A 20,834-nucleotide genomic window follows, 5' to 3' on the forward strand; every position below is an offset into this window, starting at 1 on the left:
AGATGAATGTCGCTCACGTCAGCAATGAATACTGCGCAGTCGATTTTCAATAATACAGGTAAGCAGACGGACGTTACCTCGAAAAACATTGCCAATGTCGGCAATGCGAACTACGTCAAGCGAACCGCCATTCTCGGCACGACCATGGCCGGAGCGAGTATCGTCTCCAATGGCCGTGCCCAGAATGAAAGTCTTCTCAGGCAGACGATTTCCAGCGCCTCGCTGGCCACCGGGCAGAACACTGTTCTGACCGGTCTCGAGGAGATGAAGAGCATTTTCGGCGGCAACGACTACGAGAGCGCGCCGTCCACCTACATGAAGGAACTGCTCAAGAGCCTTAGCGGCTATGCCGCCAAGCCGAGCAATGCTGCTCTTGCCGCAACGGCCGTGACTTCCGCCGCGGATGTCGCCAGCTCATTGAACAAGGCGTCTGCCGAATTGCAGGCGATGCGTCTGCGTGCCGACAAAGAAATCTCCCTTCAGGTCGACAAGCTGAACGGCCTGCTCGCGAAATTCGAGGAAGCCAATAACGAGGTCAAGGCGCAGACAGCGATCGGCGGCGATCCGAGTGACGCACTCGATCAGCGCGAGACCTTGCTGAAGGACATCTCGTCCATCATCGGCATCAATGTCGTCAACCGCCCGAATAATGACGTCGCGCTTTACACGACCGACGGCGCCACGCTGTTCGAGATCGTACCGCGTCCGGTAACCTTCAAGGCGCAGCCGGGCTACGACGCGACGACCACCGGCAACGCGATTTATGTGGACGGTGTGGCGCTCAAGGCCGGCAGCGGCAGCAACACGACGGCGGAAGGATCGCTTCAGGGTTTGATGCAGGTTCGCGATGAACTTGCGCCGACCATGCAGAGCCAGCTCGACGAAATCGCGCGCGGCCTGATCACGATGTTTGCGGAAAAGCCGATTACCCAGCCGGCGCCGCCTGCGCCGCCTCTGACGGCGAAGCCCGGCCTTTTCACCTGGTCGACGGCAACCGCAACGAGCGAGATTCCTCCCGCCGGCGTCGTCGTCCCGGGGCTCGCTGCGACCATTACCGTCAACTCCGCGTTAATTATTTCGCAAGGTGGCAATCCGGAATTGTTGCGCGACGGCGGCATCAACGGTACCGCTTATATAGTCAATCCCGCAGCTACGGGCGGAACCGGGTTTTCCGCTCTGATCGACAGCTATGTGACCGCATTCGACGCGCCCATGAATTTCGCCGCGTCGACACGTATCGATACGAATACCAGCATCCTGAAATACGGCACCAACTCGATGGGTTGGCTCGAACAGGAACGGTCCGGTGCGACTTCGGCAAACGAAGCGAAAAGCGCGCTTTATGAGCGCTCTGCGACATCCTATTCGAACAATACGGCGGTTAGCCTGGACGAGGAGCTGTCGCTGCTCATGGATATCGAGCAGTCTTACAAGGCGGCCACGAAACTGGTGACGACCGTTGATGAAATGCTCAAGTCCTTGATGGACATGGTGAGGTAAAGGATGAAAACGTCATTCATTTCATCGCTGGCGATGCAGAACAGCATGCGCAGCACCATCCTCAAGGCTCAGCTTGAGATGACGAATCTCAATACCGAGTTGACAACGGGCAAGCACGCGGATCTTGGTGTGACGCTGGGTGCCAACACGGCCCGCAGCCTCGATCTCAACAGGGACGTGGAGCGGATTTCCTCGCTCGTTACGGTCAACTCCTTCGCCACACAGCGTCTTGAATCGTCGCAGACCGCATTGGACGGTATGGCAAAGGCCGCCCAGGAAATCCTCAATGTTCTGGTGCCCAATACGAGCAGCGAGCAGCCCACGCTTGCCACCGTCAACCAGAAAATCACGATCGCCTTCAACAATTTCACCAGCTTTGCCAATACGGCCGTAGATGGTGAGTATCTGTTTTCCGGTACGAATACGGATGTGAAGCCGGTCCAGGACTATTTCGCCGACGGTTCGCCGTTGAAAGCCGCCTATGACGCCGAACTGAACCATTTCATGGCGACACAGACGCCGGCCGTGGGGAGTATCTCGGACCTGTCCAAAGATCAGGTCAACGCCTTCATGACGCATATGGAAGGCGTATTCAACGGTACGACGACTGTAACCAACCCGCCGCACAGCAGTCTCGCTGTGGGACAGAATGTCGATTTCTGGACGAGGTTCGGTTCCAACGCCAGCGATACCAACATGACGAGCCGGATCAGCCAGAACGAGGTGGTCGAAACGTCGACCAACAGTAATTCGCAGGGCATGCGTTACTTCGCGATGACGGCAATCACGGCGATGACCTTCCTCAAGGACAATGTTTCGAGCACGGTCCGCGAGGCGGTCGCCACCCAGTCGGTGACGACTATCGGCAAGGCGATCAGTGGGCTGAACCAGCAGGCAAGCAGTCTTGGCCTTTCGCAGGAGCGCGTCAAAAAGTCGAATGACTCTCTGGCTGCCCAGAAGAAGATCATCGAAACACATCTGTTGGATATCGAGGGGATCGATACCTACGAGGCGAAGACCCGTCTCGATCTGCTGCAGCAGCAGATTGAGATCGCATACAGCCTCACGTCGCGTCTGCAAAAAATGAGTCTGGTGAACTACCTCTGATGAACAGGGGTGGCGGCAGATAAAGGATACATGAATGTACCAGTTTTCCTACGCCGAAATCATGGAGGATGGTGTCGCCAACGCGAAAGACCGCGAGCGACAGGCGTTGACCAAATCGATCGAACTGCTTGCGGAGGCGAAGGACTCCTCTTCTCAGCGGCACACGATCGAAGCGCTTTTTTACACTCGACGGGTCTGGATCCGCTTCATTGAGGATCTCAAGCAGCCGGATAATCAACTGGCCATGGAACTGAGGGCCAATCTGATTTCGATCGCGATCTGGATACTGAAAGAGTGCGAACTGATCCGGAAACGTCAGTCGACGAATTTCCAGGGCATAATTGACGTGACAACCATCATCAGGGATGGACTGAAATGAAAAGTACACTTCGAATTTCGCTGAAGTCGGGCGAAAAGATTTTCATCAACGGCGCAGTTCTGCGTGTGGATCGCAAGGTGGCGCTGGAATTCCTGAACGATGTCACGTTCCTGCTCGAGAACCACGTATTGCAGCCCGACCAGGCTACCACCCCGCTGAGACAGCTTTATTTCATCGCGCAGATGATTCTCATCAATCCGGAGGGGCGGGAACAGTCCACCAACATGTTCCGCAAGTCCGTGAGCATGCTCTTGAATTGCTTCCAGCATGACGAGGTCCTTGCGGAGCTCAAGCGCATCGACGGGCTGGTTGCCTCCGGCAAGGCTTTCGAAGCGCTGAAGGCCATCCGCGGCCTTTACCCGATCGAGGAGAAAATCCTCAACAATCAGGAAATGACCCCTGCAACGATCGAACAGATTCGCAAGGAGATCGCACCATGGCGGTAGATGCAGTCAATGCGGCGGCGGCAAACCCCTGGGCGAATGCCGGGGCGAGCAGCAACGACAAGAACGCGGCCTCGCTGAACTATGACAGCTTCCTGAAGCTCCTCATCGCCCAGATGAAGAACCAGGATCCGACCAGCCCGATGGATGCTGGTCAGCAGATGTCGCAGCTTGCAAGCTTTTCGCAGGTCGAGCAGACCATCAAGACGAACACCCATCTGAAGAGCATGCTGCAGGCCGAAGCACTGACCCGTGCGTCGGATCTGGTCGGCAAGACGGTAAAGAGCGCCGACGATACCGTCACGGGCGTGGTAAAGGAAGTCGAGGTCTATTCAGACGGCGTCGTTGCCATCACCGAAGCTGGTGACAAGGTGCTGCTGCAGGCCGGTGTGACCTTCTCCAACGGTCCGATCACGGATAAATCTGATAGCGGAACCGATTCGGATACGCCAGCTGGTTCCTGATATTGATAAGGCGGTATAATGCCGCCTTTCTGGAACGAGGGATGCGACGATGAACGAGGCCGATGCGCTTGATATCATGCAGGCGGCAGTGTGGACGGTTCTCGTCGCGGCCGGTCCTGCGGTCCTCGCTGCGATGATCGTCGGTGTCGCCATCGCCTTCATTCAGGCCCTGACGCAGGTTCAGGAAATGACGCTGACATTTGTTCCCAAGATCGTCACGATCATGATTGTCCTCGGCGTTGCCGCCCCCTTTGTGGGCGCGCAGATAGCGCTTTTTTCCAATCTCGTCTTTTCACGCGTGCAATCGGGCTTCTGATATCGATCCGGCCAGGATGCCATCCTCGCGCAAGCTTCGGCGGCTAGGGATAGGTTGAAGCATCGGGCCGAATTGCGTGAGCGATTTCGCGAAACGATGCCGCGGAACCGTGCGGCGGCTTTTCCGTCGCCCTTCTCATGAAGAGACAGGACGAAATTTATGGCGCAACCACCAGTCATTTCCTTGCCCAAGGTCAGTCCGAGCACGCGTGACATCGGTTTCGCACTGGGCATCGTGGCGATCCTCTGCGTTCTGTTCCTGCCCATTCCGGTCGTTCTGGTGGATATCGGCCTGGCGTTTTCCATCGCGCTTTCGGTCCTCATCCTAATGGTGGCGCTCTGGATCCAACGGCCGCTGGATTTCTCGTCATTCCCGACGGTGCTGCTGATCGCGACCATGATCCGCCTGTCGCTGAACATTGCGACGACGCGTGTCATCCTCTCCCACGGCAATGAGGGGCCGACGGCGGCCGGCGGTGTAATCGCCGGCTTTTCCAGTCTCGTCATGTCAGGTGATTTCGTTATCGGTCTGATCGTCTTCCTGATCCTGATCACCGTCAACTTCATCGTCATCACCAAGGGTGCGACGCGTATCGCTGAAGTCGGCGCACGCTTTACCCTCGACGCCATTCCCGGCAAGCAGATGTCGATCGATGCGGACTTGTCCGCCGGCATCATCGATGAGAAGGAGGCGCAGCGCCGCCGCCGCGAGCTGGAAGAGGAAAGCTCTTTCTTCGGCTCGATGGACGGCGCCTCGAAATTCGTCCGCGGCGATGCGATTGCGGGCCTCATCATCACCGCCATCAACATTTTCGGCGGCATCATCATCGGTTATTTCCGGCACGGCATGCCGATCGGCGAAGCGGCCGATGTTTTCGTCAAGCTTTCCGTCGGTGACGGTATCGTCTCGCAGATTCCGGCCCTCATCGTATCGCTGGCAGCCGGCCTGCTCGTGTCGCGTGGCGGCACGGCGGGGTCCACGGATCAGGCGGTCGTCAATCAGCTCAGCGGTTATCCGCGCGCATTGATGGTTTCTGCCATGTTGATGGGCCTGCTTGCCATTATTCCGGGCCTGCCCTTCCTGCCTTTCATGTTCCTCGGTGGCATCATGGCGTTCGGCAGCTGGTATATTCCGCGCCAGGCTGAAGCCGAAAGCGCGCTTCGTCGCCAGGAGGAGGAGAGCAAGATTCTCCAGACGACAGAGGCGGAAAAAGACTCGGTCAAGCAGGTTCTGAAAACCGCCGAGATCGAACTGGCGCTCGGCAAACAGGTTTCGACCCGCCTTCTCGGCGCGCATCAGGAACTGGCTTTCCGCGTCGGCAAGATGCGCAAGAAATTCGCAACGCAATACGGTTTCGTCGTGCCGGAGATCAAGGTTTCCGACGACATCATGATCCCGGAGAAGGCCTATCAGATCCGCGTTCACGGCACGACCATCGCATCGAGCAATCTGCGCGTCGGAGATGTTCTCGTCGTGACAGGGGCAGGGCGCAAGCCGAGCATTCCGGGCGACGAAATCCGCGAACCCGCTTTCGGCATGCCGGCCGTATCGATCCTCGAAACCTTCACCGAGGATCTCAAGCGCGAAGGCTTTCATCCGATCGATAACGTCTCCGTGGTGCTGACGCATCTGAGCGAAGTCATTCGCAACAATCTGCCGCAGCTTCTGTCCTACAAGGACGTCAAGATTCTCATCGACAGGCTGGATCCCGAATACAAGAAGCTCGCCGACGAGATTTGTTCGTCGCACATGTCCTATTCCGGCCTGCAGGCCGTGCTGAAACTGCTGCTTGCCGAACGTGTGTCGATCCGCAACCTGCATCTCATTCTCGAAGCCGTCGCCGAACTTGCGCCGCATGTGCGCAAGACGGAACAGATCGTCGAACATGTGCGGGTGCGCATGTCGCAGCAGCTCTGCGGTGATCTGGCCGACAATGGCGTACTCCGCGTCCTGCGTCTCGGTAACAAGTGGGACATGGTCTTCCATCAGGCGCTGAAGCGCGACCAGAAGGGCGAAATCGTCGAATTCGATATCGACCCCCGCCATCTCGAGGAGTTTTCCGAACAGGCGTCGAAAGTTATCCGTGAATTCATGGATCGCGGCCTGCCCTTTGTGCTTGTAACCTCACCGGAAACGCGGTCCTATGTGCGCATGATTATCGAGCGACTCTTCGCGACCCTGCCGGTTCTCTCGCATGTGGAACTTGCCAAGGGGCTGGAGATCAAGATCCTGGGCGCCATTTCATGATAACCGACCCGCAGGGAACCATTATCGCGTTGTTCCTTGCCATCTGCCGTATCGGCGCCTGTTTCATGACCATGCCGGGCTTTTCCAGCTCGCGCATTTCACCGCAGATTCGCATGTTGCTGTGTGTGGCTGTGTCCATGGCCCTGTTGCCGGTGTTGTGGGATACGATCTATCCGAAAATTTCCGGCGCGAATCAGGGCACTGTCGTCGGCCTCATCGCCACGGAGATCGCGATCGGTGCGATGTACGGGCTGATCGCGCGCTTTTACACGCTTGGTTTTCAGTTCACCGGCGCCCTTATTGGCGCATCGGTCGGCCTCAGTGCGCCCGGCGGCGCCGATGTCATCGAAGACGCCCAGGAAAACCAGATATCCAACTTCATCACCTTCGGCGGACTGCTGGTGCTGTTCATGCTGGATTTTCACCACATCGTCCTCAAGGCCCTTGTGGATTCCTATACCGCCACGCCGGTCGGCGCGCTCATCAGCGGCCAGAAGATGCTGATTACACTGACCGACACGCTGAGGGCGTCGTTTTCGATCATGCTTCGGCTTGCTAGCCCCTTCGTGATCTATGGTCTGATGTTCAACGTCGCGGTCGGCCTCATCAACAAGCTTGCACCGCAAATCCCCGTCTACTTCATATCGACGCCCTTTGTTCTCGCTGGCGGCATCTTCATGCTCTATCTGTCGGTCGCGGCCCTCATCCGCCAGTTCGTGGATGGCTTCGGCCCGGTCTTCATCGGCTTTTGATCGGGAGAAACGCGGTGGCCTTAGACAAGCGGTCGGAGAAACTCAAGCGTCTGGTCACGGTCCAGCGCCACATGGAAAAAATGGCCGAGGTCGAACTGGCCGACACCACACGCACGCGAAGCGAAGTGGCGCAATCGATGGACAGCGTGCTGGAAGCCATGAGTTCGATGGAGCCGGTGCATCAGACATTCTCGAGGCATTATTCGGATCGTTACGGCCGTCTGGTCGTCAAGGACCGTCAGCTCTCCGGCGTGCAGCAATTGCAGGAAAACAGGGTGCTCAAAGAAAAAACCAAGGCCGACAGGCTGGAGGACAGGATGCACCTGGCCCGTGATCTCGAGGATCGTGAGGCCGACGACAATGCAATCTATGATTTGTTAGAAATTACGAATGCTTCCCGGACACCAGCCTCCAGCAAGGTTGGCGATTCATAGTCTGCTCCATTGTTGCATCGCGGGCGTTTTTTTGAGGACGCCTAAAGCGATGTTTCTTGATTGGGTGAACGTGCCGGTTCGTGCCGCGCGTTCGTCAGCTCGGGAGATCGGGACGTGGCGATATCGGTTATAAGTGATCTGGTGATGGATGTGGTGCGTGCTGCGGACCCCCAGGAAGTCCAGGTTGCCCAGGAGAAACTCAAGGCCAATAAGGCGGCTTTTGCCGCAACCAGCCTTGCAGATGCGGGCAAGGGCTTTGGCGCCGCGGTGGATATGCTGGATGGCGCCTCCTCGAAGGCGGGCCTTGGCAATACGAATATTCGCGCGGCGCGCACCGAAATTCCTGAAACATATCGCAAATATGAGGCCTCTGTCCTCCAGACCTTCGTAGCCAACATGCTGCCGAAAGACAGCGAGGAAGTTTACGGCAAAGGTAATGCCGGCGAAATCTGGAAGAGCATGATGGCCGAACAGTTTGCCGACACGATCTCCAGAAATGGCGGTGTCGGCATTGCAGAGCAGGCATACAAGGATGCGCTTCGGAAGGCCGAAAGCAAAGGCATAACCGACGTATCGATGAATGAAAAAGACCATAATGCTGCAATTCGGATGGTGGCGGAGTTCGAGCGGCAGGTCCTCGGCGTTTCCAATGAGAAAACGGACGAGGCTTGAGAATGAAAAACCCTAACGAGGAGACAAGCATGGACCTTATGTCGAACGACCACCGTATCCAATCCGTTCTCGGCCGCCTTGAAATGATCATCGACCATGAGAACGACAATATCGGTAAGGACCCGCGGTTCGACTTCAAGGTCTCCAATGCCCATAAGAGCCGGTGCCTTTATGAGCTGACGATGCTGTTCCGGGATACCCCGCGCGAGGAAATCGCTGCCGGTTACATGGAGCAGGTCAAGGGCATCAAGTCCAAGCTCGCCACCAATGCCAGCCGCGTCGAGGCACATCTGAATGCAGTTCGTGCGGTCGCCGACCTCCTGAAGAACGCAATCCAGGAAGCCGACACGGACGGTACCTACTCCCAAGAACAGTTCATGTACGGCGCAGCCTCCTGATGTTGAAGCTTCTTCTCACCGGCGTCTGGGTTTGCGCCGTCACGCTCGGCGCGGTGTATTTCTCCGTCCAGATGGCGACGGCGCCAGCGCCGGATGAGGCGGGCGCAAAAAAGGCCAGCTTGCAACTGGTCAAGGGCGAAAGCATCACCATTCCCGTCATCAATGATGGCGGGGTAAACGGTTATTTCCTAAGCCGCATTTCGCTGCGCGTCGACAAGGACAAGATGGCGAAAATCGAGTTGCCGGCAACCCAGTTGATGACCGATGAGCTGTTCACGCTCCTGGCGGGTTCTTCCATGGTCAACATCGCCAATATCTCTACCTTCGATCCCGACGCCTTCAAGCAGCGCATCCGCGAGGGGCTGAACAAGAGGCTCGATGACGAGGTGGTCGAGGACGTGCTGATCGAGCAACTCGATTATCTGTCCAAAGCCGACATTCGTGAGCAGAACGGGAATGGAACACCCCGTTCCATCAAGATCGTCGAAGGTGAAAAAGCCGACGCCGGCAAGGAAGCGGCCGCCGCGCCAGGCCACTGATAGCGCCGCCCCGCTTCGTGCCTTCGGCATGGCCAGAGGCAAGGGACGGTCGCGTGATCCACGTGGTTAATCATTCCTTCGCGTGGGCCTTGGAATTCTATTGATTGCTTTCAGCGTAAATTCAACCAGCACATGTATAAACGGTCCATGAACCGCGAACCCGCAGAAACCTGCGCGTGACGGGCGGGGCTTGCATCGGGGGCTGGGTATGAACGTACGACGGGTTTTGCACGACCGGGACAGCAGCGGGACATTTACGGGCTGCACTTCTGCGACCTCGACTGGAACGCAGCGCTGGAACATGTGAGCGACAGGGCTTCCGCCTCTGAGGGCCACACGTCGCTCTCATTTCTCACCCTTGAAAAGGCAAAGCTTTCACTCAAGGACATCGGCTATCGGCAGGTCCTCGAAAGCTGCCTGCTTTTCCCGCAGGGCAAGGCGTTGAACGCTGCCGCGCGGCGCGCACATGGGGAGCCTCTGCCGGTCGTGATCGATGGCGTTGCCTTTGTCATGGCGCTTCTCACCTATATGGCAGTACCGAAACGGATCGGCGTTGCGGGTGACGATGCAGCCCAGCTCGGTGTCGTTCTTGCCAAGCTGCGTAGCCATGCGCCCTGGCACGACTTCGTCATGCTGAGCGGCGAGACGTCCGGCGTGAAAGTGGATATGCTGCTGGCGGGAATGACGAAGGAAAATCAGGAGATGTGGCTGCATCGCACCGTCAACCGCGAGGACGCGCGAGTCGCCATCGCAGTCGGGCCGCTTTTCAAGATATTATCGTCCGAAGTGGCAGGCATGCCTGAAATCTTCCGCAGGCTGCATATGAGCTGGCTTTACAGCCTTTGCGCCGAACCCTGGCATATCGCCCTTGGCAAGGGCTGAGGCGAGTTCGGCGAAGGTCCGTTAACCATTTGTTTGCCACGATCCTTTAACCTCTCGTAAGGTTTTGACAGCTGTCCGTCCGCGGGCGGCGGCGAAGGTGGCAGACGGCTTCAGATGGTTGATCACAGTCCAGATATGACGGCGACCCGCCCGGAAGGGGATGAGATTGCCGCGCCCGCGTCGCAGTGGCGCAGGCATTGTCTTCGGCTTTTGACCGCCGGATGCGTTGCGGCCGCCACGGTAACCGGCGCAGCCCTGCCGCTGCTGCTCGTTGATTCCGGTTTTCGCGGCTATGTTTCGCAGGCGCAGATCGAGGTATCACAGACCGCTTATGATGCACCAGATGCGACCCGCTTTCTGGCGATGGCGCGGCGCACCCTGCTTTCACCTGGCGGGCTGGACCGGATCAGCAGCGATCTCAAGCTGAAGCCTGCCGATCTGGTCGGCGTTCGCAAACAGGGTGAATTTCACCTGCTTGTCGATCTTCTGACCGGCGCGGATGCGCGTCCGCTCTCCCCGCGTGAGGCGCTTAACAGCGCGGTCGGAGATGGGATAGGGCTTGAACTGTCGCCCGACGAGACGACGCTGATCGTGACTTCAAGGGCTGCGACGCCAGAAGCGGCCATGCGGCTTACCGACTATCTTTCGATGCGTATCATGGCGGACGGCAAGGCCGGCACCATGACGCCCGCTATGCGGGAGATGGAGCGGGCGCGGACAAGGATGGACGAGGCCGAGGCGGCGCTAAGCGGTTTCCAGATGCGCCATGGCGATGCGGTGATTACCGAGGTGCAGCAGCTCGAGCAGCAATTGCGTGACGTGAACGACAGAATCGCCGCGGCGACCCGACAACAGCAGTCGCTGCAGTCGGATCTGGCGGCGGCTTCGGCCCTGAAACCCAACGATCTGTTCTCCAAACCGCTTCCCTCCGGCATTGCCTTTTCTGCACTCGAGGACATCAGGCAGAAACATGCCGCCGCCAGTATGGCGCTTTCCAGCATCTCGGTCGATTACGGCCCGAAACATCCCCGACACATCGCCGCGCGGAACGCGGTGGATGCCGTACAGGCACTCGCTGCTCCAGCATTGCGCCAACTGCTCGACGCACTGCGAGCGGACGAGAAGCGCCTCGCTGAGGAGATCGCCGATGCTGAAGCCGAGCAGAAAAAGAACCTTGATCGCCTGAATGGTCTCGGTGTTGCTCCGGGAGAGTTCTCCAGACTGCAGGGGGAGCTCGAAACGGCGAGAAACACCTATCTGGAGGCGAGCGAACGCCGCGATCTCTCCTCTGCTGCGACGCCTGCCCTTGAGACCCGCCTCGCTAAAAAGGCAGGTCCGGGAGAGCTGTCGCGTGATCTTGCCCAGGCCGCCATGATGGCGGGCGGCGGCGGCCTGATCGGATTGCTGGGCAGTCTCTATCTTCTGACGTATCGTCGCCATGACGAGGAAGAGCAGGATGCCTCCGCCTTCGAACCGGAAGCGGCAATCCGGCTCCCCGAGGAGGAACCCGCGCAATTTTCGGAATTCGAGCCAATCGAACCGGCTGTGTTTGACGATCTGCAATCTCCTGATGCCGAAACGGCCGGCTTGGATGCTGGCCACGACGAGGAGAGCTTCGCCGATTATTACGGCGGTGCGGTTAACGACGATGAGCGCATGCCGCTCGACGAGCGTGTAAGGCAGGTTCTGATGGGCAACCGCACCGTTGGGATCGCCGGTCAGGCACCGTCCGCGCTGCCGCCGCTGCTGGCTGATGCGCTTGCCGGCCATGCCGATCATGCCCAGGCGGAAGCGGAGGAGCTGATGGAATTGCGACGGGAATTGGCGCTCCTGAGGGAGCGTCTCGTCGATTATGCCGACCACCAAGAAGACTACCGCAAAACCGCCTGAAAACGCCGCATTTTAGCTTGCATTCCTGCGACGGGGGCACCATACGGAGCCTACGTAACCCATGAGGAGCAGGACGCATGGCAGTTGTGATTGACGGGAAGGCGAAGGCGGCCTCGGTAACGGAGGCGGTCCGCGCATCGGTAGAAGCGCTTGAGGCGAAAAAGGGCGTCAAGCCCGGTCTCGCGGTCGTCATCGTCGGTAATGATCCGGCCAGCCACGCTTATGTGAACTCCAAGAGCAAGATGGCCAAGCAATGCGGGTTCAATTCCATCCAGCACACGCTGCCGGAGGAGACCACACAGGCTGACCTCCTGAAGCTGGTCGGCGAATTGAACGCCGACACCTCCATCCACGGCATTCTGGTTCAGCTGCCGCTGCCGAAACATTTCAATTCAGACGAGATAATCCAGTCGATCCTGCCCGAGAAGGATGTCGACGGCCTCAGCGTGCTAAATGCCGGCAAGCTCGCGACCGGCGATCTTGCCACCGGTCTCATTTCCTGCACGCCCGCAGGCGCCATGCTTCTGGTGCGCGGCATTCACGGAGACGACCTTTCCGGCCTGAACGCCGTTGTCATCGGCCGCTCCAACCTGTTCGGCAAGCCCATGGGCCAGCTCCTGCTCAATGCCAACGCCACTGTGACGATGGCGCATTCGCGCACCAAGGATCTGGCCGGCATCTGCAAGACGGCGGATATTCTGGTGGCGGCGGTTGGCCGCGCGGCGATGGTGAAGGGTGACTGGGTGAAATCCGGCGCGACCGTCATCGACGTCGGCATCAACCGCATTCCCGCACCCGAAAAGGGTGAAGGCAAGACGAAGCTGGTGGGCGACGTCGCCTATGATGAAGCAAGCGCCGTTGCCGCGGCCATCACCCCTGTTCCCGGTGGTGTCGGCCCGATGACGATCGCGATGCTGATGGCCAACACCGTCATCGCCGCTCATCGCGCCGAAGGCCTGGCGGCACCGAAGTTCTAGGCGGTTGAAACCGGCCGGCTACGCTTTCGGAGCCGGCCCCGTCGAGGCACGCACCACCAGTTCCGCCTTCCAGAGTTCCTGATAGGGCTCCGTCTGGTCGTTCTTGATGTGATTGATCAGGCGCTGGCCCACGCGGACGCCTGCCGCTCTCAGCGACGAGCGCGTGGTGGTGAGCGGCACGGAAAAATTATCGGGTTTCAAAAGCGGCAGCACATCGTCATGGGCGATGAGGGAAATATCCTTGCCGGGTTTCAGGCCTCGCTGGTTGAGCGAGCGGATCGCGCCAAGTGCGAGCGCGGTACTGGCACAGAGAATGGCGGTCGGTTTCTCCGGGCGTGAAAGCAGGGCCTCCATGCCGAGATAACCTTCCTCGTCGGTCATGCTGCCGTGTCTCTTATTGCTTGCATGCAAGGCCAGGCCGTTTGCCGCCAGCGCCTTTTCCACCCCAAGGCAGCGCCGATAGGTGAAATCATAGCCTTCCGGACCGTTCAGCAGCCCGATGCGCGTATGGCCAAGCTGAAGCAGAAGCTGGGTCGCATCACGGAAGGCGCCTTCATTGTCCACGTCGAGGTAGGGATAATCCTCCTCCAGGCCGATGGAGCGGCCATGCACGAGGAAGGGCAGGGAAAGCGACTGCATCATGGCGATGCGCGGATCGTTATTCTTCATATAAGCGAGATAGATGCCGTCGACGCTGCCGCTAGCGGCGAGCCCACGAAGGGCTTCGCGTTCCTTTTCCGGCTCGGTGGGCATGATGACGAGATGAAAGCCGCTGCGCGAGGCTTCCTCACCAAGACCGCTCAGGAATTCGCCGAAATGCACATCCGAACGGTGATGTTCGCCAATCGGCATCACGAGCCCAATGGAGCCGACCTTGCCGGTTGCCAGCCGCTGTGCCGCGGCATTGGGGCGATATCCCGTCTTCTCCGCGGCTTCCATGACGCGGCGGCGCGTTTCCGCGCTGACCTCGGGATAGCCGTTGAGCGCCCTGCTGATGGTCGTCTGCGAAATGCCCAGCAGTTGCGACAGCTGTTTCAGGTTCATGTCTGTCATTCCTCCATGCGCGCGCCCGGAAAAGGCCAAAAGCCACTCCTCATTTTCCCAAAGCGCTTTAGATTTTTAACAGCCCCATCCGCTTTTCTCAATCGAAAATGATAGCCGCCTTCCTAAATCAATATGACTATTTCGAAGGTTAGGCAGCGTTTCCGAATAAAGAGCCTCTTGACTCCATCTTGATGACAATGAGATGAATAGGCAGCCAAAGCGCTTTGATTGGAGAGGACGCTTTGAGCCTTTTATGTGATGGGAGGTAAATCACATGCGGAAGACCCTTTTGGCGACGGCTGCTTCAATCGTGCTGCTGTCGGGTTCGGCCTTTGCCGCCGATCTGAAATTCGCGCCGGGCCAGGACGCCAAGTTCAACTGGAAAAGCTACGAAGACTTCAAGGCGGCCCATGCTGACCTTAAAGGCCAGACGCTGACGATTTTCGGCCCGTGGCGTGGTGAGGACGAGGCTTTGTTCCAGTCCGTTCTCGCCTATTTTGCTGACGCGACAGGCGTGAATGTCCGTTATTCCTCGTCGGAAAACTACGAGCAGCAGATCGTCATCGACACACAGGCCGGCTCGCCGCCCAATATTGCCATTTTGCCGCAGCCTGGCCTTCTCGCCGATCTCGCCGCCAAGGGTTTTCTTGTGCCGCTCGGCGACGACACGGCCAAATGGGTCGAGGAAAATTACGGCGCGGGTAAATCCTGGGTCGATCTCGGCAGTTATAAGGGCAAGGACGGCAACAAGGCCTATTTCGCTTTCCCCTTCAAGGCCGACGTGAAGTCGCTCGTCTGGTATGTGCCCGAGAATTTCGAGGAAGCGGGATATAAAGTTCCCGAGAGCATGGAAGACCTGCTCAAGCTCACCGATCAGATCGTCGCTGATGGCGGCACGCCCTGGTGCATTGGTCTCGGCTCCGGTGGTGCGACCGGGTGGCCGGCAACCGACTGGGTGGAAGACCTGATGCTGCGCACGCAGCCGCTGGATGTCTACCAGAAGTGGACGACCAACGAGGTGAAATTCACCGATCCGGCCGTGGTTGCCGCGATCAACGAATTCGGCAAATTCGCCAAGAACGAAAAATATGTGAGTGGCGGCGTTGCGGCCGTGGCCTCAACCGACTTCCGCGACAGCCCCAAGGGCCTCTTCGACATTCCGCCGAAGTGCTACCTGCACCATCAGGCATCGTTCATTCCCTCCTTTTTCCCTGAGGGCACCAAGGTTGGAACGGATGCGGATTTCTTCTATATGCCGACCTATGCCTCAAAGCCTGACCTCGGCAAGCCGGTTCTCGGTGCCGGCACGCTCGTCACCATCACTAAGGAAGCGCCCGCTGCCAAGGCATTCGTACAATTCCTGCAGACGCCGATCGCCCATGAAGTGTGGATGGCGCAGTCCAGCTTCCTGACGCCGTACAAGGGTGTGAACGTCGAAACCTATGCCAATGAGCAGATGAAGCGTCAGGGTGAAATCCTGACCACGGCGACGACCTTCGGTTTTGACGGTTCCGACCTGATGCCCGGCAAGATCGGCGCCGGCGCTTTCTGGACCGGCATGATCGATTTCGTCGGTGGCAAGTCTGCCGATCAGGTCGCCGCCGATATCCAGAAGGCCTGGGACGGCCTGAAGTAACACGGATTAAGACGAGGCCTGGCGGCTCGCTGCCGGGCCTCTTCCGCAGGAACGGCCCGACAGCTGCATAAATCAACGCGGCGCGGAGAGGATCAGGGAGGGAACATGGCTCAACAACTGGTGTCCGCCATCGGCGTTATGGTAGCGGGCGTTTTTGCCTGTGCTGCCTATTACTGGCTATCCGATAAGGCGTTGCAGGCAATCTTTCCCGTCCGCTCGGGAGACGTCATTCACGCATCCCGCAACTTAAACCGCCGCGCCGCCGTCCGGCCGTGGCTGTTCGTCGGCCCTGCGCTGATCCTGTTGCTTGTCTATCTGGTTTATCCCGTCATCGCGACGCTGATCCTCTCCTTTTACGACCGGACGGGCAGTGAATTCGTCGGTCTCGCCAATTATCGCTGGGCGTTTTTCGACGCCGGTTTCCGCCAGTCGATCTTTAACAACATTCTCTGGCTCGCCGTCGTGCCGGCCGCCTGCACCTTCTTCGGCCTCGTCATCGCCGTCATGACGGACCGCATCTGGTGGGGCAACATCGCCAAGTCCATCGTCTTCATGCCGATGGCGATCTCCTTCGTCGGCGCTTCCGTCATCTGGAAGTTCATCTATGAATACCGCGCCGAGGGTCAGGTGCAGATCGGCCTGCTGAACGCCATCGTCGAGTTTTTCGGTGGCAATCCGCAGGTCTGGATTTCCATGCCCTTCTGGAACAACTTCTTCCTGATGGTCATCCTCATCTGGATACAGACCGGTTTCGCCATGGTCATCCTGTCGGCGGCGTTGCGCGGTATTCCGGAAGAAACCATCGAGGCGGCTGTCATCGATGGCGCCAATGGCTGGCAGATCTTCTGGAAGATCATGGTTCCGCAGATCTGGGGCACTATCGCCGTCGTCTGGACGACCATCACCATTCTCGTGCTCAAGGTCTTCGACATCGTGCTGACCATGACCAACGGGCAATGGAACACCATGGTTCTGGCCAATCTCATGTTCGACTGGATGTTCCGCGGCGGCGGTGATAGCGGCCGAAGTGCTGTTATCGCGCTCATCATCATGGCGGCCGTCACCCCGATCATGGTCTGGAACATCCGCCAGGCAAACCGCGAGATGGAGGGCCGCTGAGATGGATATTGTCAAACGCCTCCGCCGCGTCGGCCTGCCGCGGCTCATCGTTCACGCCAGCGTTCTGATCGTCGTGCTGCTCTGGCTCTTGCCAACGCTCGGCATTCTCGTGAGTTCGCTGCGCGACAAGGATCAGATCACGGTGTCGGGCTGGTGGACCGCTTTTTCGAGCTCCGAACAAACGCAAGCCGTTCGTCTGGCCGATGCCTCGGCTCAGAAGCAGGATGGCAGCCGCTACGTCATATCAGGCAATGTCTTCGAAAACGGCCAGGGCGGAAAGGTTGCGGCCTTCGGCGTGCGCGTGCAGGAGCCGACAGCTTTCAAGGCAGGTGAAGCCGCTGACATCGGCGATGGCGAGACGCTGCTTATCAATGAAGACGGCACTTACGAATATAGCAAAGCCGCAAGCTTCGAGGGTTCGCGCGGCAAGCGCGTCTACATCTCTGTCGCAACGCCGCCCGTCTTCACTCTCGACAACTACCGTACGGTTCTAACATCGGAAGGCATCGGCCAGTCCTTCGTCAACTCGCTGACGGTCGCCGTACCTGCAACCGTCATCCCTATACTCATCGCCGCCTTTGCCGCCTATGCCTTGTCATGGATGAGCTTTTCCGGACGCAATCTGCTGATTGCCATGGTGGTGGGCCTGATCGTCGTGCCGTTGCAGATGTCGCTGATCCCGCTTCTGAGACTGTATAATGAAATTGGCACCATCTTCGGCGTGCCATCCAAGACCTATGCCGGTATCTGGCTGGCGCACACCGCCTTCGGCCTGCCGCTCGCCATCTATCTGCTGCGCAACTATATTTCCGGCCTGCCGAAAGAGATCATCGAAAGCGCCCGTGTCGATGGCGCAAGCGATTTCGAAATCTTCGTCAAGATCATCCTGCCGCTCTCTTTCCCCGCGCTCGCTTCCTTCGCCATCTTCCAGTTCCTGTGGACCTGGAACGACCTGCTCGTCGCCATGGTGTTCCTCGGCACACAGAAGGACGAGCTGGTACTGACGGGTGCACTCAACGCGCTGCTCGGCTCGCGCGGCGGCAACTGGGAAATTCTTACCGCCTCGGCCTTCGTCACCATCGTCGTGCCGCTCGGCGTCTTCTTCGCTCTTCAACGTTATCTCGTGCGTGGCCTGCTGGCAGGCTCCGTCAAGGGAGGCTGATCATTCCATGAACGCCCATACCACACAGGACACTTCCATGACCGCTTCGGTGACTTCCGCTTTGACGCCCAACAAGGACTGGTGGCGCGGCGCTGTTATCTATCAGATCTATCCGCGCTCCTATCAGGACTCCAATGGCGACGGCATCGGCGATCTCAAGGGTATTACCGATCGCCTCCATCACATCGCAGGCCTCGGTGCCGATGCGATCTGGATTTCGCCCTTCTTCACCTCGCCGATGAAGGATTTTGGTTACGACGTCTCGAATTATGTCGATGTCGACCCGATGTTCGGCACGCTTGCCGATTTCGATGGGCTGATTGCCGAAGCCCACCGCCTCGGCGTCCGCGTCATGATCGACCTCGTCTTGTCGCACACCTCGGACCAGCATCCCTGGTTCGTGGAAAGCCGCGCCAGCCGCAACAACCCGAAAGCGGATTGGTATGTCTGGTCGGACAGCAAGCCGGATGGCACGCCGCCCAATAACTGGCTGTCGATTTTCGGCGGCTCGGGCTGGCAGTGGGATCCGACCCGCATGCAATATTACATGCACAACTTTCTGACCTCGCAGCCGGACCTTAACCTGCATAATCCGGAAGTTCAGGAAGAGCTGTTGAACATCACCCGTTTCTGGCTGAAGCGCGGCGTCGATGGTTTCCGCCTCGACACCATCAACTTCTATTTCCACGACCTTGAGCTGCGCGATAATCCGGCGCTGGCGCCGGAGCGCCGCAATGCCTCCACCGCACCTGCGGTCAATCCCTATAACTTCCAGGAGCATCTCTACGACAAGAACCGCCCGGAAAACATCGCCTTCCTGAAGCGCTTCCGCGCGGTGCTGGACGAATTCCCTGATATCGCCGCCGTCGGCGAAGTGGGCGACAGCCAGCGTGGCCTCGAAATCGTCGGCGAATACACCTCCGGCGATGACAAGATGCAGATGTGCTACGCCTTTGAATTCCTCGCGCCCGATGCGCTGACCCCGCAGCGTGTTGCCGATGTACAGGCGGATTTTGCGAGAGCTGCACCGGAAGGCTGGGCCTGCTGGGCTTTCTCCAACCATGATGTCGTGCGCCATGTCAGCCGCTGGGGCGAGCATGTCGAGGACAAGGATGCTTTTGCGAAGGTGCTGTCGGCACTTCTCATGACCCAGCGCGGTTCCGTCTGCATCTATGAGGGCGAAGAACTCGGCCTCACCGAAGCCGATATCGCTTTCGAAGATTTGCAGGATCCTTACGGCATTCAGTTCTGGCCTGAATTCAAGGGCCGCGACGGTTGCCGTACGCCGATGGTATGGGACGCCGGCCATGCGCAGGCCGGGTTCTCGACGGCCGACAAGACGTGGCTGCCGATTCCGACCGAGCACAAGCAGCGCGCCGTGAGCGCCCAGCGGGGCAATGAGGCTTCGGTGCTGGAGCATTACCGCCGCTTCCTCGCGTTCCGCAGGCAGCACCCGGCTTTCGCAAAAGGCGGCATCGAATTTCAGCCCGTGCAGGGTGAGGTGTTGAGCTATACCCGCAAGCTGGGCAACGAAACCGTTCTTTGCGTCTTTAACTTGTCAGCGACGCCAGCAGAGGCCACGCTGCCGGAAGGGAGCTGGCAGGTTCTTGAAGGCCATGGCTTTGCAAGCGGACTGAAGGGCAGAAGCGTCGAACTTCCGGCATGGGGCGCTTTCTTCGCCCGTTACGCCTGACAGATGAGGGAGGAACACCCATGACAAGTCTCGTTCTCAAGGATATCCGTAAATCATACGGGCAGGTGAAGGTGCTGCACGGCATCGATCTCGATATCGAACAGGGCGAATTCATCGTTTTTGTTGGCCCCTCTGGCTGCGGAAAATCGACCCTTCTGCGCATGATCGCCGGGCTGGAGGAAATCACCGGCGGCGAGATGTATATTGACGGCCAGCTTGTCAACGAAATCCCGCCTTCGCGTCGGGGCATCGCCATGGTGTTCCAGTCCTATGCCCTTTATCCGCACATGACTGTCTACGACAACATGGCCTTCGGCATGAAGATCGCCAAGGAAAGCAAGCAGGAGATCGACCGCCGCGTTCGCGCCGCCGCCGAAATCCTGCAGCTCACGCAATATCTGGAGCGATTGCCAAAGGCGCTGTCCGGCGGCCAGCGTCAGCGTGTCGCCATCGGTCGCGCGATCTGCCGCAACCCCAAGGTCTTCCTGTTCGATGAGCCGCTCTCGAACCTCGATGCGGCTCTGCGTGTTGCCACGCGCATTGAAATCGCCAAGCTCAACGAGCAGATGGCCGATACAACGATGATCTACGTTACCCACGACCAGGTGGAGGCGATGACGCTCGCTGACCGCATCGTCGTTTTGAACGCTGGGCGGGTGGAGCAGGTCGGCGCGCCGCTTGAGCTTTATGAGAGGCCGGCCAATCTTTTCGTGGCGCGTTTCATCGGCTCGCCCGCCATGAATATTATCGGTGCGAAAGTGACCGGCACGGGTGAACGGACCTCCATCGAACTTGCCGGCGGCAAGACATTGGTCGTCGATGTTCCCACATCCGCATCTGAGCAGGGCAAGGCCGCAAGCTTTGGCGTTCGGCCGGAAGACCTGAGCATCGCGACGGGCGACGACTATCTATTCGAGGGAAAAGTCGCGATCGTGGAGGCCCTGGGTGAGGTGACCCTGCTTTATCTCGAAGCGCCCAAGGGCCAGGAGCCGATCATCGTAAAGGTGCCGGGCATTGTTCCCGTGGGTAAGGGTGAAACCCTGCGCTTTGCCGCCCTGCAGGAGAAGCTTCATCTTTTCGATGCGGAAGGCAAAGCCTACCGCAAGTAAACAGTGGCGATACTGAAACAAGCCCCGGAACTGTCCGTTCCGGGGCTTTTTACTGCTTATCAGCCGTGTGG

General features: G+C 58.7%; 21 protein-coding genes. 20 read left to right on the forward strand and 1 reads right to left on the reverse strand.

Annotated elements, in window-relative coordinates; translation table 11 throughout:
- The first annotated feature begins 6 nt into the window (after positions 1–6).
- The 15 genes from flgK to folD all read left to right on the forward strand — a co-directional run bounded on the left by flgK (position 7) and on the right by folD (position 13,000).
- Positions 7–1,500 carry a flagellar hook-associated protein FlgK gene (gene flgK / locus QE453_RS11820; protein ID WP_072493976.1) on the forward strand — a complete coding sequence of 498 codons (1,494 nt, stop codon included), beginning with the start codon at positions 7–9 and terminating at the stop codon, positions 1,498–1,500.
- A 3-nt stretch (positions 1,501–1,503) separates the two neighbouring features.
- Positions 1,504–2,607 (forward strand): flagellar hook-associated family protein, encoded by a 1,104-nt coding sequence (locus QE453_RS11825; RefSeq protein ID WP_006698186.1) that lies wholly within the window; start codon positions 1,504–1,506, stop codon positions 2,605–2,607.
- Positions 2,608–2,641: 34 nt separating this feature from the next.
- Positions 2,642–2,986, forward strand: coding sequence for a flagellar biosynthesis regulator FlaF (gene flaF / locus QE453_RS11830; RefSeq protein WP_004440020.1), 345 nt, complete (start codon positions 2,642–2,644; stop codon positions 2,984–2,986).
- The gene (gene flbT / locus QE453_RS11835; RefSeq protein WP_004432543.1) at positions 2,983–3,432 is read left to right on the forward strand and encodes a flagellar biosynthesis repressor FlbT; all 450 of its coding nucleotides are present in this window, start codon (positions 2,983–2,985) and stop codon (positions 3,430–3,432) included. The genes flaF and flbT overlap by 4 nt, the downstream gene beginning before the upstream one ends.
- A complete protein-coding gene (gene flgD / locus QE453_RS11840; RefSeq protein WP_004440022.1) occupies positions 3,423–3,893 on the forward strand; it encodes a flagellar hook assembly protein FlgD in 471 nt (156 codons plus the stop codon). The genes flbT and flgD overlap by 10 nt, the downstream gene beginning before the upstream one ends.
- Positions 3,894–3,942: 49 nt before the next feature.
- Entirely contained in the window at positions 3,943–4,209 is a 267-nt protein-coding gene (locus QE453_RS11845) for a flagellar biosynthetic protein FliQ (protein WP_003515115.1), read from the forward strand.
- 159 nt (positions 4,210–4,368) lie between these two features.
- Entirely contained in the window at positions 4,369–6,456 is a 2,088-nt protein-coding gene (gene flhA / locus QE453_RS11850) for a flagellar biosynthesis protein FlhA (protein WP_004440025.1), read from the forward strand.
- Complete coding sequence (gene fliR / locus QE453_RS11855; RefSeq protein WP_004440028.1) at positions 6,453–7,208, forward strand: flagellar biosynthetic protein FliR; 756 nt, start codon at positions 6,453–6,455, stop codon at positions 7,206–7,208. The genes flhA and fliR overlap by 4 nt, the downstream gene beginning before the upstream one ends.
- A gap of 14 nt (positions 7,209–7,222) precedes the next feature.
- On the forward strand, positions 7,223–7,642 hold the full coding sequence (locus tag QE453_RS11860; RefSeq protein WP_282455645.1) for a hypothetical protein: 420 nt from the start codon (positions 7,223–7,225) through the stop codon (positions 7,640–7,642).
- A gap of 114 nt (positions 7,643–7,756) precedes the next feature.
- The gene (locus QE453_RS11865; protein WP_006698183.1) at positions 7,757–8,314 is read left to right on the forward strand and encodes a rod-binding protein; all 558 of its coding nucleotides are present in this window, start codon (positions 7,757–7,759) and stop codon (positions 8,312–8,314) included.
- 29 nt (positions 8,315–8,343) lie between these two features.
- On the forward strand, positions 8,344–8,712 hold the full coding sequence (locus tag QE453_RS11870; protein WP_006698182.1) for a hypothetical protein: 369 nt from the start codon (positions 8,344–8,346) through the stop codon (positions 8,710–8,712).
- The gene (locus QE453_RS11875) at positions 8,712–9,251 is read left to right on the forward strand and encodes a flagellar basal body-associated FliL family protein (protein WP_004440034.1); all 540 of its coding nucleotides are present in this window, start codon (positions 8,712–8,714) and stop codon (positions 9,249–9,251) included. The genes QE453_RS11870 and QE453_RS11875 overlap by 1 nt, the downstream gene beginning before the upstream one ends.
- 252 nt (positions 9,252–9,503) lie before the next feature.
- Positions 9,504–10,133 carry a WecB/TagA/CpsF family glycosyltransferase gene (locus tag QE453_RS11880; protein ID WP_309778137.1) on the forward strand — a complete coding sequence of 210 codons (630 nt, stop codon included), beginning with the start codon at positions 9,504–9,506 and terminating at the stop codon, positions 10,131–10,133.
- Positions 10,134–10,247: 114 nt separating this feature from the next.
- On the forward strand, positions 10,248–12,023 hold the full coding sequence (locus QE453_RS11885) for a hypothetical protein (RefSeq protein ID WP_309777116.1): 1,776 nt from the start codon (positions 10,248–10,250) through the stop codon (positions 12,021–12,023).
- A 77-nt stretch (positions 12,024–12,100) separates the two neighbouring features.
- On the forward strand, positions 12,101–13,000 hold the full coding sequence (folD, locus tag QE453_RS11890; protein WP_309777118.1) for a bifunctional methylenetetrahydrofolate dehydrogenase/methenyltetrahydrofolate cyclohydrolase FolD: 900 nt from the start codon (positions 12,101–12,103) through the stop codon (positions 12,998–13,000).
- Between the two features lie 18 nt (positions 13,001–13,018).
- Here the strand turns inward: folD and QE453_RS11895 are convergent, their stop codons facing one another.
- Positions 13,019–14,044, reverse strand: coding sequence for a LacI family DNA-binding transcriptional regulator (locus QE453_RS11895; protein WP_244405257.1), 1,026 nt, complete (start codon positions 14,042–14,044; stop codon positions 13,019–13,021).
- Positions 14,045–14,318: 274 nt separating this feature from the next.
- Between QE453_RS11895 and QE453_RS11900 the strand changes: the two genes are divergently transcribed.
- The 5 genes from QE453_RS11900 (at position 14,319) to QE453_RS11920 (ending at position 20,763) form a co-directional block, all read left to right on the forward strand.
- On the forward strand, positions 14,319–15,680 hold the full coding sequence (locus QE453_RS11900) for an ABC transporter substrate-binding protein (protein ID WP_142181874.1): 1,362 nt from the start codon (positions 14,319–14,321) through the stop codon (positions 15,678–15,680).
- A gap of 105 nt (positions 15,681–15,785) precedes the next feature.
- Positions 15,786–16,799, forward strand: coding sequence for a carbohydrate ABC transporter permease (locus QE453_RS11905; RefSeq protein ID WP_004440046.1), 1,014 nt, complete (start codon positions 15,786–15,788; stop codon positions 16,797–16,799).
- Position 16,800: 1 nt separating this feature from the next.
- Entirely contained in the window at positions 16,801–17,961 is a 1,161-nt protein-coding gene (locus QE453_RS11910; RefSeq protein WP_006698177.1) for a carbohydrate ABC transporter permease, read from the forward strand.
- 37 nt (positions 17,962–17,998) lie between these two features.
- Positions 17,999–19,654 carry an alpha-glucosidase family protein gene (locus tag QE453_RS11915; RefSeq protein WP_309777121.1) on the forward strand — a complete coding sequence of 552 codons (1,656 nt, stop codon included), beginning with the start codon at positions 17,999–18,001 and terminating at the stop codon, positions 19,652–19,654.
- Positions 19,655–19,674: 20 nt separating this feature from the next.
- Positions 19,675–20,763 (forward strand): sn-glycerol-3-phosphate ABC transporter ATP-binding protein UgpC, encoded by a 1,089-nt coding sequence (locus QE453_RS11920; protein WP_309777123.1) that lies wholly within the window; start codon positions 19,675–19,677, stop codon positions 20,761–20,763.
- Positions 20,764–20,834 lie beyond the last annotated feature (71 nt).

This window comes from Agrobacterium sp. SORGH_AS_0440 (assembly GCF_031453135.1).
Classification (GTDB): Bacteria; Pseudomonadota; Alphaproteobacteria; order Rhizobiales; family Rhizobiaceae; genus Agrobacterium; species Agrobacterium pusense.